This window comes from Anaerosolibacter carboniphilus (assembly GCF_014205875.1).
In the GTDB taxonomy this organism is placed as follows: Bacteria; Bacillota; Clostridia; order Peptostreptococcales; family Thermotaleaceae; genus Anaerosolibacter; species Anaerosolibacter carboniphilus.
The window spans coordinates 20,299-33,584 of record NZ_JACHEN010000044.1 but is presented as its reverse complement, the minus strand read 5'-3'; the positions used below and the strand labels follow the sequence as shown (position 1 = coordinate 33,584).

The 13,286-nt window shown below is 38.4% G+C and carries 18 protein-coding genes; all 18 read left to right on the top strand.

Going from position 1 to position 13,286, the window contains the following annotated elements:
- On the top strand, positions 1 to 317 hold a 317-nt coding region (locus HNQ80_RS23655), incomplete at its 5' end, for a sigma-70 family RNA polymerase sigma factor (protein ID WP_184313353.1).
- Between the two features lie 151 nt (positions 318 to 468).
- Positions 469 to 681, top strand: coding sequence for a hypothetical protein (locus HNQ80_RS23650; RefSeq protein WP_184313351.1), 213 nt, complete (start codon positions 469 to 471; stop codon positions 679 to 681).
- Positions 682 to 1,231: 550 nt separating this feature from the next.
- Positions 1,232 to 2,173: a hypothetical protein gene (locus HNQ80_RS23645; protein WP_184313349.1), complete on the top strand. Its 942-nt coding sequence runs from the start codon at positions 1,232 to 1,234 to the stop codon at positions 2,171 to 2,173.
- Between the two features lie 25 nt (positions 2,174 to 2,198).
- A complete protein-coding gene (locus HNQ80_RS23640; RefSeq protein WP_184313347.1) occupies positions 2,199 to 2,837 on the top strand; it encodes a hypothetical protein in 639 nt (212 codons plus the stop codon).
- 62 nt (positions 2,838 to 2,899) lie between these two features.
- Positions 2,900 to 3,463, top strand: a complete 564-nt coding sequence (locus tag HNQ80_RS23635; protein ID WP_330603004.1) for a terminase small subunit — start codon at positions 2,900 to 2,902, stop codon at positions 3,461 to 3,463.
- Entirely contained in the window at positions 3,450 to 4,721 is a 1,272-nt protein-coding gene (locus HNQ80_RS23630; protein WP_184313345.1) for a PBSX family phage terminase large subunit, read from the top strand. Before HNQ80_RS23635 ends, HNQ80_RS23630 begins: the two co-directional genes overlap by 14 nt.
- Before the next feature lie 16 nt (positions 4,722 to 4,737).
- Positions 4,738 to 6,195, top strand: a complete 1,458-nt coding sequence (locus tag HNQ80_RS23625) for a phage portal protein (protein ID WP_184313343.1) — start codon at positions 4,738 to 4,740, stop codon at positions 6,193 to 6,195.
- A complete protein-coding gene (locus HNQ80_RS23620; RefSeq protein ID WP_184313341.1) occupies positions 6,185 to 7,963 on the top strand; it encodes a minor capsid protein in 1,779 nt (592 codons plus the stop codon). Before HNQ80_RS23625 ends, HNQ80_RS23620 begins: the two co-directional genes overlap by 11 nt.
- A gap of 5 nt (positions 7,964 to 7,968) precedes the next feature.
- Positions 7,969 to 8,184, top strand: coding sequence for a hypothetical protein (locus HNQ80_RS23615; RefSeq protein WP_207727173.1), 216 nt, complete (start codon positions 7,969 to 7,971; stop codon positions 8,182 to 8,184).
- Positions 8,185 to 8,318: 134 nt separating this feature from the next.
- Positions 8,319 to 8,960: a phage scaffolding protein gene (locus HNQ80_RS23610; RefSeq protein ID WP_184313340.1), complete on the top strand. Its 642-nt coding sequence runs from the start codon at positions 8,319 to 8,321 to the stop codon at positions 8,958 to 8,960.
- Positions 8,961 to 8,962: 2 nt separating this feature from the next.
- A complete protein-coding gene (locus HNQ80_RS23605) occupies positions 8,963 to 9,913 on the top strand; it encodes a major capsid protein (RefSeq protein ID WP_184313338.1) in 951 nt (316 codons plus the stop codon).
- A gap of 10 nt (positions 9,914 to 9,923) precedes the next feature.
- Positions 9,924 to 10,247, top strand: a complete 324-nt coding sequence (locus tag HNQ80_RS23600) for a Rho termination factor N-terminal domain-containing protein (RefSeq protein WP_184313336.1) — start codon at positions 9,924 to 9,926, stop codon at positions 10,245 to 10,247.
- Entirely contained in the window at positions 10,204 to 10,548 is a 345-nt protein-coding gene (locus HNQ80_RS23595; RefSeq protein WP_184313361.1) for a phage head-tail connector protein, read from the top strand. The genes HNQ80_RS23600 and HNQ80_RS23595 overlap by 44 nt, the downstream gene beginning before the upstream one ends.
- Complete coding sequence (locus HNQ80_RS23590; RefSeq protein WP_184313334.1) at positions 10,548 to 10,925, top strand: hypothetical protein; 378 nt, start codon at positions 10,548 to 10,550, stop codon at positions 10,923 to 10,925. Before HNQ80_RS23595 ends, HNQ80_RS23590 begins: the two co-directional genes overlap by 1 nt.
- Entirely contained in the window at positions 10,922 to 11,374 is a 453-nt protein-coding gene (locus HNQ80_RS23585) for an HK97 gp10 family phage protein (RefSeq protein ID WP_184313332.1), read from the top strand. The genes HNQ80_RS23590 and HNQ80_RS23585 overlap by 4 nt, the downstream gene beginning before the upstream one ends.
- A gap of 4 nt (positions 11,375 to 11,378) precedes the next feature.
- Positions 11,379 to 11,807, top strand: a complete 429-nt coding sequence (locus tag HNQ80_RS23580; RefSeq protein ID WP_184313331.1) for a phage tail terminator family protein — start codon at positions 11,379 to 11,381, stop codon at positions 11,805 to 11,807.
- On the top strand, positions 11,800 to 11,967 hold the full coding sequence (locus tag HNQ80_RS23575) for a hypothetical protein (RefSeq protein ID WP_184313329.1): 168 nt from the start codon (positions 11,800 to 11,802) through the stop codon (positions 11,965 to 11,967). The genes HNQ80_RS23580 and HNQ80_RS23575 overlap by 8 nt, the downstream gene beginning before the upstream one ends.
- Positions 11,967 to 13,286 carry a phage tail sheath family protein gene (locus tag HNQ80_RS23570; RefSeq protein WP_184313327.1) on the top strand — a complete coding sequence of 440 codons (1,320 nt, stop codon included), beginning with the start codon at positions 11,967 to 11,969 and terminating at the stop codon, positions 13,284 to 13,286. Before HNQ80_RS23575 ends, HNQ80_RS23570 begins: the two co-directional genes overlap by 1 nt.

Below are 13,286 nucleotides of genomic sequence, written 5' to 3'. Positions count from 1 at the left end.
TAAGAGAGGATGGTGGAGAAGTGAAAAATATACCACTAACTCACGAAAATCAAGACTACCTATTCTATATCATGGATTCATCATCGAAGATGCAAATGAACACAAACGAAAAGCAGATCGAGAAGATGAAGCAATCCCTAAAAATTGCAATGGAGGTAGGACTGACCGAGAGACAGAAGCTACTAATTGAAAAATATTATTTTGAAGGCAAAACCATGAGAGAAATAGGTGAGGAATTAGGGATTGCCAAGTCCACGGTTAGCCTCACAATAAAAAGAGCAAAAGAAAAACTAGAAAAAATTAAAAATATTATCTAAAAAGTTTTATTAACGATAAAACTTTTGATGAAATGTACGGTAATAGTAGAGAGATATATTCACGTATTGGCTACTAGCCGACCCCTTGCGAAAGGCACTCAGAAATGGGTGCTTTTTAGTATGGAAATATAACCCTGAAAGGCGGTGCAGCATGGAGAAACATAGAAGTAGAGTCAAATTTAAAGATGGGAAGATCGTATGTGCATCAGAGATCCGATGCTCCAGCTGTGCCGATAAGTATACCTGTGAAGCGATAGACCTCTTCATTGAGGCTAAGTATGAAGGGATAAGGGACTGCATGAGTCATGACAGCCATCGGAGAGAAAAGGGAAAGATAAAGCAAAAACGTTGGGGTACAAAATAACAGTTAGGTTACGAGATAAAACCATCTTTTTTTGAATAAAGTAAAGGTAAGAGAAAACAGAGCTTTATATAAACATTATAAAATGTGCATGAAATGGTTAATAATCTATAAAAACAAAAATAGCTGTAGCAATATGCCCAGCTATTCATTATTTATATTTTAGGAGGAGAATTATATTTTAATTATTTATTTATTATTGTTAAAGGCATGCCTTTAACAACGGAGAACCATACTCCATACTACAATCCACAGAAAAATGATTATTTCTGGTGGCATTCGTAGCACAAATAAAATAATCTGGTAGAGATGAATCTTTAATTGATTCTTCATAAATTCTCCTCCCTTGATTTTCAATATTGAATTTTCAAAGATCAATGATAGTATACAACAATTTATGTTATAAAAGATCAAAGTATACTTAACAATTAGGAAAGCCACAATAAAATGTTATATGGGAAGATCAAATGTCGAAATTTGCTATCGAAATATAAAGGATATTGCTCTATTTTGCAGAATTGCTTAACTGTAAAAATCATAAAGGAGGGGCAATATGGCATCAATAAGTATTTCTGTATACGCAATAGGTTTAAAAAATAGAAAAAATGATGTACCGTATAACTTAAATGATATCGATGGTATTACGTTCTTACAACATCTTACAGGATTTCTTAACCTAAATGTTGGAGATTTTCAGAGAACTGAAATTTTAAGTAAGGTTTTTAAGGTTGAAAATTATCAACAGTTTGATCATCATTTTAGAGGAGTAGAAGACTATAAGTATATCATAGGGAAGGTGAAATCAGGATCATACGGATTAACTTCTGAAATAATTGATAGTGCAACGGGAGCAACACAATATAATAAAAATGAAAGCGACGCTGATGTTATTCCTTTTTACTTCACATTAGCTGTACCCGCTGGAGAGACTAATAGAGGGATTTTGATACTTGAAAACGTAGGGGTATTTGGAATAAAGCAACAATTTGATAGGCTTTTAGAAGAATACTTAAGGAGTATTAACCCAGAGTATGAACTAAGTATAAATTCATTTACTCCAGTACAATATATAGATCATTTCCTAGATGATGGGGTAATAAAATCAATGAGATTTATAAGATATGACATACCTGCTGATACTGCGCAGAGACTAGGTCTTAACAATGGTGTAGCATTCGATGAATATGTAATTCATCATGTGGGTAGAAATAATGATATCAGAGACAAAATTAAAAGTTATGTAAGAGGTAGAGTACGTATAAGAAATATCGCAGAAATTGACTTTGATTATGATAATGTAAAAGTGGAAGTAAAGATTGGGAAAAGAAGTAAGGTTCTAAACTTAGAGAATATTAATAAAATTGTTATTAGTGAAGATGTAACCGATAGGCTAGTTCTATTAGGAGGTCATCCAACTGAAGAAAGCATGTCAGTAGTTTTTGAAGAAAATTTAGAGGAGTATTTGACATTGTCGGGGTTGATAGTAAGGGATTAATTTAAAAAGGTATGGGTGGTTAAGTATGGATTATAAAGAAATTTTAAGTTTTACTTTGAACTTTATAAAAATACCCTACTTCTATTTTGCAGTTGTGTTATTTGTAATGTTAATGGCTAAAGTAATTTTTAAGGTAGAATATTCTAACTGCACTACAATAATAAAGAGATACTTTGATAATTTTATTATTATAACTGAAACAAATGGCAAGAGACGGATTTTGTATGTACCAATATTCACTTATTTCATTGTTCCTATATTTTGGGCTTTAATTGTCACCAACATTAAAGCTATTGATAAGGATATATCAAATATGATTACAGTGGTATTCGCTATATTAATTGGTATGCTATTTAACCTGTTAATTCTGCTTATAGATATGCAAAATAAATTAGTAGTGAGTGTGGCGAATGATGGGAATAAAGTTAATGCCATCAGGAAGTTGGCAAAAGAGACGTATTATGCCATTATGTTTGAGATACTCGTAAGTATTTTTATTTTAATAATGAGTTTGTCTTTACTGTTCTTAAGTAGCAATACAGTTTTTATGAGCATTGTTAGTTTTGTTCAGTATCTACTAGTGTTTATTTTCTTATTTAATCTTTTTATTGTTCTTAAAAGGATATTTATAATTATTGAACAGAAGATGATCAAGAATGATTAAGACGAATGAAATATAAGAGCCTCTGGCTCTTTTTTTCATGCTATAAACAAGGAGGTGGCATTGTGAAACTAACACCAAAACAGAAAATATTTTGTGATGAATATCTAGTGGATCTTAATGCCACTCAAGCGGCTATTAGAGCAGGATATTCAGAAAGAACAGCAAAGGAAGTGGGATATGAAAACCTCACAAAACCTCACATCCAAAAGTATATTGATGAAAGAATGAAAAACCGGCAGCAAAGGACAGAGATTACTCAGGATAAGGTACTTCAAGAACTAGCAAGGGTTGCTTTCGCCAGAGGAACTGACTTTGCGAAAGTGGCTTTAAGGATAGGATACAGAGACATTGTTGACAAAGAAGGAAAGGTGATTGGACAGCAGCCCTTTGAATATCAGGCGGTGGAGATCATAAATACCGATGATATTCCAGAAGATAAACGGGCAGCCATTGCCAGTATAAAGCAAGGAACTAATGGGATTGAAGTAAAGCCATATGACAAAGTTAAGGCTCTGGAGCTTCTGGGAAGGCACCTGGGAATGTTTAACGATAAAGTAGAGCTGGCAGGAGAAATGGGAGTCAAGATCATAGATGATATAGGCAGTGGTGACGATGAAGGAAGTTAAGCTTTCAGAGATCGTGACACCTGCCTTTAAGAGTTTCTGGAAAGCTTCCAATTCGCATAAATATCTGCGGCATGTGTGTAAAGGGGGCCGTGGATCAGCCAAGTCTACCCATATTGCCATGAAGCTCATCAAAGATATGATGAAGTATCCCGTAACGACTCTTTGTATCAGAAAGGTTGCCCGCACATTGGAAGAGTCAGTGTTTGAGCAGCTGAAGGAAGCCATAGATATCCTGGGTGTAGGGATGTACTGGCGTGTCATAAAAAGTCCTATGCAGCTTATATATACGCCCAGAGGCAATAAAATCATATTCCGCGGTGCAGATGATCCTTTGAAACTTAAATCAATCAAGATGGCCAAATTCCCTATAGCCTTTATGTGGATTGAGGAATTAGCCGAATTTAAAACTGAAGAAGAAGTATCGACCATTGAAAATTCTGTATTAAGAGCAGAATTACCCGATGGTCTTTTTTATGCTTTCTATTACAGCTATAACCCACCAAAGAGAAAGCAGTCTTGGGTGAATAAGAAGTACGAATCACAGTTTATACCGGGGAATACATACATTCATCATTCTACTTACCTGGAGAATCCACACATCTCCAAAGCATTCATCGAAGAGGCTGAAGAAGTTAAGAAGAAAGGCAAGCTAGATAATGATGGCGTTTCTCTAAAATACAAATGGGAGTATTTAGGCAAGGCCATCGGTTCAGGAGTGGTTCCTTTCGATAAGCTTGTATTTAGAAGAATTACCAATGAAGAGATAAATTCCTTTGATAACATTCGCCAAGGAATTGACTGGGGGTATGGCGTAGATCCCTTCTCCTTTGGACGCTGGCACTACGATAAAAAGAAAAGGATTCTATATGCCATGGATGAATTTTACGGTGTTAAAATCAGTAACCGTGAAGCTGCCGAATGGATCAAGAAACGAAACTATCATGATGAGGTTATAATTGCTGATAACGAAGAGCCCAAATCCATTGCAGAGATGAAGACTTATGGAATAAAGATCAAAGGTGCTAAGAAAGGCCCTGGCAGTGTTGAATACGGAGAAAAGTGGCTGGATGATCTGGAGGCCATTGTGATAGATCCGCAACGAACACCCCATACCGCAAAAGAATTTGAAGATATAGACTATCAAGTAGACCAAGATGGAAATCCAAAGGCAAAGCTTGAAGATACAAACAACCATACTATAGATCAATGCCGCTATGCCATGGAAGATGACATGAAGGCCAAGGCCATATCATTTTAACTAGGAGGTGAAGAAAATGGAGATTACAGATACAAAGCTGGTCAGTGCAAAGGTTGGCTACTACAGCAATACAGGGATGAGTCTTATAGACATCATTCAGGAAGAGATCAAGGAATGGAATAACTCTGAACTAAAAAAGCTAATGCTTACGGGCCAGAAATATTACTTGGGAGATGCAGACATTCTCCAGAGAAAGAGAATGGCCATAGGGGAAGGTGGACAGCTGCAGGAGGTTGAGAATCTGGCCAACAATAAGCTGGTCCATAACTTTGTGAGAAAGCTGGTGGATCAAAAGATAGGATATCTGCTGTCTAAACCTTTGAGCATCCAGACAGAGAATAAGACCTATCAGGAAATATTGACGGGTATATTTGATAAGTCCTTTATGAAGCTTCTGAAAAACCTGGGGAAAGATGCTATCAACAAAGGGAAAGCATGGATACAGGTTTACTACAATGAAGAAGGGGAACTGAGGTTTAAAAGGCTGCCATCGGAAGAGATCATCCCTCTATGGAAGGATACAGAGCATACAAAGCTGGATGCATTAATTAGAGTCTACGAGGTAGAAGTATACGAGGGCAGGAAAAAGAAAACCATCAAGAAAGTGGAGTACTGGGATACGAAGCAGGTTTTGCGATATGTTGAAAATAACGGCAGTTTAATTCCTGATGTGGAAACTCCAGAAGGAACAGGGCACTTCATGATCATAGACGAAGAAGGAAACCAGCAGCCCTATACCTGGAATAAGGTACCCTTCATCTATTTCAAGTATAACGACGAAGAGCAGCCGTTGATCAAGTTTGTAAAGTCATTGGTAGATGACTACGATAGAAATAAATCTGATAACAGCAACAACCTTGAAGATTTGCCTAACAGCATCTATGTTCTTAAAAACTATGACGGTACAAACTTAGGAGAGTTTAGAAAGAATATGTCCCTCTATAGGGCTGTCAAGGTTACAGACGAGGGTGGAGTCGAGACTTTAAATCTTGAAATGAATGTGGAAGCTTACAAAACTCATATCGAGCAGGATCGAAAGGACATTTATGAATTTGGCCGCGGTGTAGATACCCAAAGCGAGAGATTTGGTCAAGCGCCCAGTGGTATAGCACTAAAATTCCTTTACAATGATTTAGATATGGATTGCAATATCATTGAGACAGAGTTTCAAGCATCCTTGGAGTACCTGCTATGGTTTGTTGACCAGCACCTAATCAACACAGGCCAAGGCGATTATACCGAAGAAAGTGTAGAATTTATTTTCAACCGAGATATTCTGATCAATGAGACTGATTCTATCACTAATTGTAAAAATTCCATGGGCATTATCTCTGATGAAACCATCGTAGCCAATCATCCCTATGTAACAGATGTAAGGGAAGAGTTAGATCGAATCAAGCAGCATCGGGAAGAAGCCACCAATGCAATATATCCGCCCAATTTCAATACGGGTGGTGTAGGCAATGAAGAATAAAGAGTATTGGCAGAAAAGGGCAGAGGCTGTTGCAGGAGAGCAATTCAAGAAGGCTGGTGAATATGTAACTTCCTTGATCAAGGAATATGAAAAAGCTAAGCTTAGCATTCAAAGGGATATTGAAATTTTCTATCAACGGTTTGCTATGGAAAACAAAGTGGATCTGGCCGAAGCCAAGAAGCTCTTAGGTGGTAAAGAGTTAGCAGAGTTCAAAATGACTTTGGAGGAATTCACTGAAAAAGCTAAAAATAACATCGATGGTATTTGGGAGCAGCAGCTCAATAATGTATCCTATAAAGTCAGAGTAAGCAGATTGGAAGCGCTGCAGATTCAAATACAGCATCAGATGGAAATGTTAATGGATAGCCAGCAAAAGAGCATGAATAAACTTTTATCAGACATCTACGAAGACACCTATTATCGAAATATTTATGAGCTTCAGAAAGGTTTAGGGGTTGGCGTAGAGTTTGCAAAGCTGGATACTCAGACTATTGAAAAGGCAATCCATCAGAAATGGATGGAAGGAGATTTTAGCAGCAGGATCTGGGATAATAAAAGCAAACTTTTAACAGAGCTGCAGACGAACCTAGTCCAGTCTTTCATCCGAGGAGATAGCATTGATATAACCTCAAGAATATTAGCCAAGCGGATGGATGTATCCAGAAGCAGGGCAGCCACTTTGGTGAACACAGAAAGTGCTAATATAGCCAGTAGAGCTACTATGACCAGCTATAAAAATAGTGGTGTAGTAAAACAGTATGAAAATTTAGCAACCTTAGACCTTAAAACAAGTGATATATGCAGGGCCATGGATGGAAAAGTATTCAATGTGGCAGAGATGCAACCAGGACTCAACGCACCGCCTTTTCATGCAAATTGCAGAACTACAACCCTAGCGTATTTCCCAGATGTAGAAGATGAGGAAAGGATTGCAAGGGATATTGATGGAAAAGTTTATAAGGTTGATGGCAACATCAGCTATAAAAACTGGTATGATCAACATGTTGTGGGTAAGTATGGAAAAGAAGAGGCAGCTATTTTAGAGAAAAAGATAAAAAATGCTGCCAAAGATAAAGAGCAATATGTAAGATATAAGGCTATTTTGGGAAAAGACGCACCTAGGTCCTTTGATAAGTTCCAGGAATTGAAGTATAATAATACTGAGGATTGGAATAGATTAAAGAGTGACTACAGAAAGCACAATGCTTATAATAAAATAATAGCCAATGAGCCAGCTATAACCCAGGACTTAAAAGAGATATCTGATTTTACTGGTGTGGATATGGTAGGGCTTGAATTTAGAGTTAAAAGCAAGGAATCCTATTTAAGAAAGATTAATTCGGATAGTGATGGCAGTCTAGACCCAAGGGTCATTGATGAGACAATCTTAAGTACCAATGATGTAATTAGGTATACCTATCAAGATACAGTAGATAACCTAGTTGATGCTTATAATAAGGTAACGGAGAAGCTCCTAGAACGAAACTACTCAGAGATTAAAGTTAAAAATTTCTGGGTAAATAGAAACAGTGCGTATAAGGGCGTTAATTGTACTTTTAGAAGTCCAGAAGGGCAAAACTTTGAAGTACAATTTCATACACCAGAGAGCTTCGCGCTTAAGAATGGGGAACTGCATAGGCTGTACGAGGAAGCTAGACAAGATGGCGTAACACCTGAGAGATATGCAGAACTCACCTATAAAATGATTGAATTATCTTCAAAGCTGACCGAACCTCAAAATATCAGGGAAATAAAATCAAGGAGGTAAGCATAGTGGAGGATTTCTATTTTGCCTATAATTACGATGAACAGAAAAATACTGCATCAAGATTATACAGACGTATAAACTGCAGCTTTGAAAAGTATGATAAAGCAAAAAAACAATGGAAGCCAGCTCCTGAACAAAGCTGTATTTATATCGGCGAAGACTGGGACTATGATGAAATTACAGAAGAACAAGCAGCAGAAATAATTAATAATTGGAATTGATAAGCACTTGCTAGGTAAAAACGGTAGGTGCTTTTATTATGCTCTTTTTAAGGGTTAGAGCCTAAAGAAACGAAAGCTACAGCTGGAGCCGACCAGCATAAAAAGGTGAGTAGGAATATGAAAGGAGATATAGTATGAAAAAGCCATTTATGATGAATTTGCAGTTGTTTACAGAAAAAACCCTAAAGGATTTATTAGGGGAAGAGTTGTATAATCAGGTCATACAGAAGGCAGGTGATACGAAGATTGATATAGTATCCAATGGGAACTGGATCCCCAAGGATAAATTCAATCAGCTCAATGAGGAAAATAAGGACCTTAAATCTCAGCTGACGGATCGAGATAAACAGTTGAAGGACTTGGAGGGAAAAGCCAAAGGAAATGAAGAGTTGGAGAAGCAAATCAAGGACCTTCAAGAGCAGAATAAGCAGACAACAAAGGGCTTTGAGACAAAGATCAAGGAGTTATCCATCACCAATGCCGTAAAGCTGGCCTTGGCAGGACAGGTCCATGACACAGATCTTGTGGCAGGACTGTTGGACAAGGCGAAGATTGAGCTGGATGAATCGGGAAATCTAAAAGGTGGATTAGAGGAACAGATTAAGACTTTGAAAGAATCGAAGTCTTTTTTATTTACTGAAAAACAAGATCCACAGCAGACAAAGTTTAAGGGGATAGAGCCCCAGGATGGCAAAGACCCAAATAAACAAACTCAACCAGGAGATTTTAACAATTTACAAGATGCTGTCAAAGCATACTTTGAAGGAGGAAAATAAAAATGCCAATTACATTGTTAGAAGCAAAGAAAAACGTACAGGATGCCCTGCAAATGGGTGTTATCGATGAGTTTAGAAAATCAAATTTCATCTTGGATAACATTACTTTTGATGATGCTGTATCGCCAACGGGAGGCGGTGCAACACTAACCTATGCCTATACCAGGTTGTTAACTCAACCAAATGCAGACTTCAGGGAAATCAATACCGAGTACACACCACAAGAAGTCACCAAGCAAAGACATTCTGTTGATCTTAAAGTGTTCGGTGGATCTTTTGAGATTGACCGTATCATTGCTGGTATGGGCGGTATAGTAAGTGAGGTAACCATACAGATGCAGCAGAAGGTGAAGGCTGCCCAAGCATTGTTTAATAATACAGTAATCAATGGAGATAGCGCAGTAAATGCAAAAGCCTTTGATGGTTTAGAGAAAGCCTTGACAGGTTCATCAACTGAATATACTCCTGGTGCGGTAATTGACTTGTCAAGTGCAGCAGCAATTGATGCAAATTACAAAGTGTTCCTTGATGAACTTGATGAATTCCTTATGGGATTGGATGGACGTCCATCTTTCATTGCCGGTAACATTAAACTCATTGCTAAGATTAGAGCCTGTGCCAGAAGAGCAGGAGCTTATACCGAAACAAAGGATGGTTTTGGCAGACAAATTACTTCCTATGATGGTATTCCTTTGATCGATTTAGGCGCAAAGCCAGGCACCAACGATCCTGTTGTGGCAATTACCACAGGAGAAACCAGCCTGTATGCCGTAAGATTAGGTCTTGATGGCTTTCATGGCGTTTCTATGGCAGGACATCCCCCAGCAAAAACTTGGATGCCTAACTTTAAAGATGCTGGGGCTGTGAAGAAAGGTGAAGTGGAAATGGTTGCAGCTGTAGCATTGAAGGCTACCAAAGCAGCTGGCGTATTTAGAAAGATCAAAGTATCCTAGGAGGTATAATATGGCGAAGATACATGCACCAAACAAACAATATAGTGGCGTTTCAGCTAGTGTGACTTTTATTAATGGGGTAGGAGAAACAGATCTACCCCATTTAATCGAGTGGTTTAAAGGCCACGGTTATGAAATCGAGGAAGAAGAGAAGCCAGGTACTGAATATGAAAAAATGAAAGTCGATCAACTAAAGGAACTGGCTAAAGAAAAAGGTATTGAGGACTATAACAAAATGAAAAGAGATGAACTAATCAAAGCGTTAGAAAACAGGGAGCAGGTGAGTGAAGATGACTCAACTGGAGAAACTGAGGAAGCTGCTGGGGATCAATAACGATGAAAAGGATTTTATTTTAGAGTTCAGCCTTGAAAGAATAGCAGACTTAATCAAAGATTATTGTCATATTGATGAGGTACCGGCTGGTTTAAATAGTGTCATGCTCAATATGGCCGTAGATATGTATCGATCTGAGAATTTAGGCGCAGAAGATACACCGCTAGGGCCTATTACTTCTATTGCAGAGGGAAATGTATCAACCAGTTTTGCAAACATTAAAACTTCTATGACAGAAGGGGAGAAATTCCTAAAGAACTATACAAAACAGCTTAACCGATATAGAAAGCTGGTGTGGTAATGTTAAGCAGTATAGAGAAAGCCAGAGCAGTGGCACGAATAGCAGTTGAGATATTTTATGAAGGATTATGCACCATTAAAGGGTTTGAGCCTGTGAAAAATCCTGAAACTTTTGAGACAGAACAGAAGGAAATCGAATATTACAAGGATATACCTTGTAATCTGAACATTCATGCGAAACCTGCTAATCAAACTGAAACTACGGCAAATATCAATTACGATGCAATGCTATTTATGGATCCAGACGTTATGGTGAAGGCAGGTTGTAAAATCTATGTGTCTCAAAAGGGAATGGAATACATGTTTCAAAATGTTGGAGAGCCTGTTGTATTCTCAACTCACCAAGAAATCATGTTAGAAAGAATTGGTCGTGCATGAGTAAGTTGGGGAAGTTTGATTTTAAGGACTTCAAGAAGATAGGGAACAGTTTTCAAAAGGCTCTGGATGAAAGGGTAGTGGAAAGATTCATTCAAGAATTCCTGCTGGAAATGGCCTTTAGAGCAGAGCGGAAGATTAAAAAGCGTACGCCTGTTGGTGTATATCCAGAAGGATCCGGAAGAACTGGTGGCAATCTCAGACGAAACTGGAAAGTTGGAAAAGTAGAAAGGCATGGGAACGCCTATGTGGTAGAGATATACAACCCTGTAGAATACAGCGGTTATGTAGAATATGGGCATAGAACTAGGAACCATAAAGGATGGGTAGAGGGACGCTTTATGATGACCATCTCCATGCAGGAAATTGAAAAAGAGCTTCCAAAGTATTTGGAGAGGAAACAAGTGGAGTTGCTGGAGCAAATTTTAAACGGTAGGCCACCAAAGAGGTGATAGGATGACAAATGATATTCGCATAGGGATTAACCAAGCACTGGACAGTAACTTTCCAGGAATAAATATATATGGTGAAGAGATCAAACAGGGATTTAATGAGCCCTGTTTTTTTGTGAAGGTTTTGAGCGATTCTCTCTCCAGGGAGTTTAATAGGCGATATCGAAAGACGGTGTTCTTTGACATCCACTATTTCAGCGATAAAGAATTAAAAGTCAATGAGGACTGTTGTGCTGTGGCAGAGCGATTATATAGTGTGTTGGATTATATTCATGTAGGTAGTAACTGCTTGCGAAGTAATAACAAGCGCTATGAGATTGTAGACGGTGTACTTCATTTCTTCCTAGAACTTGAAACACATATGTTAAAGAATCAAGGGCAGATACCATACATGGAAACCTTAGAGAAGGAGGCGAAGTTAAAGAATGGCTAAGACAGAGATTAAATTTACAAAGCAGAAGCTTATACAATCAAGCCAGTTTTCACAGATAGAAAAAGACATTCTAACAGCCATATTGTCCGATGGAGAATATACCATCAAGGCATGTTTTGAAGAGATTAAGAAATTTAAAGAAAGCAAGGTGAGTGAATAATGGCAGGTGGTACATTTACGACTCAGAATAAAGTACGCCCTGGCGTATATATCAATTTTAGATCAGCTAAGAAACCTTTAGGAACCCTTGGAGAGCGTGGCGTAGTAACCATGCCTTTCGTTTTGCCATGGGGACCGTCAAAACAGATTGTAGAGATTAATGCCGGTGATGATCTGTTTGGTTTAATAGGAATAGCTCTAACAGATACAAGCGCACTGCTGATCAGAGAAGCTCTAAAAAGAGCTAGAAGGCTGCTGCTGTATCGTGTGAATACAGGAACAAAAGCTACGGCCACAAACGGAAATCTGACGGCTACAGCAAAATATGGAGGAACGAAGGGAAATGATCTAGCTATTGTCATCGAGAGCAATATAGTGGACAATGCGAAGTTTGATGTAATTACCCTCCTTGACGGGAAAGAAGTAGATAGCCAGGTGAAGGTAGCTGCAGTTGAAGACTTGAAAAATAACAGCTTTGTAGACTTCTCAGGAACTGGCGCCTTGACGACAACTGCAGGAGTACCATTAGAAGGTGGTGCCGATGGCACTGTAACCAATCAGGACTACACAGACTACTTAGCAGCCATAGAACCCTATGATTTTAATACCATGGCATTATCCTCCACAGATGCAGCCTTAAAAGCCGTATTTGTTGCCTTCATCAAAAGAGTTAGGGAGCAGGAAGGGAAGAAGGTTCAATGTGTACTGGAGAATTATCCTGCAGCAGACTATGAGGGGATTATCTCAGTGAAAAATGGTGTGGTTCTAGCGGATACAACGATTATCTCAGCAGAGAAGGCCGTAGCATGGGTGGCAGGTGCTATTGCAGGGGCAGAGGTCAATGAGTCCCTCACCTATACGGCCTATGATGATGCGGTGGAGGTAACGGTTCGCTATACCAATAGTCAAATTGAAGCAGCTCTCCGAAATGGAGAATTCGTATTTGTGGCCAATGACAATCGGGCTGTAGTTGAACAGGATATCAATACTTTAGTTTCCTTTACCCCAGAGAAAAACAAGGAATTCAGAAAGAATCGAGTCATTCGAGTACTAGACAGTATCGGTAATGATATGAAAGCCATCTTTGAAAAGTACTACATCGGTAAGGTTAACAACAATGATGATGGAAGAAATATCTTTAAAGCCGAAATTATTAATTACATGGATACACTGCAAGGAATTACCGCCATACAGAACTTCGATCCTCAAACGGATATTGAAGTACTTCCCGGTAATGAAATTGATGCTGTAGTGGCTAATTTGTATGCCCAGCCTGTGGACGCCATAGAGAAAATATATCTGAGTGTGGAGGTGAGATAG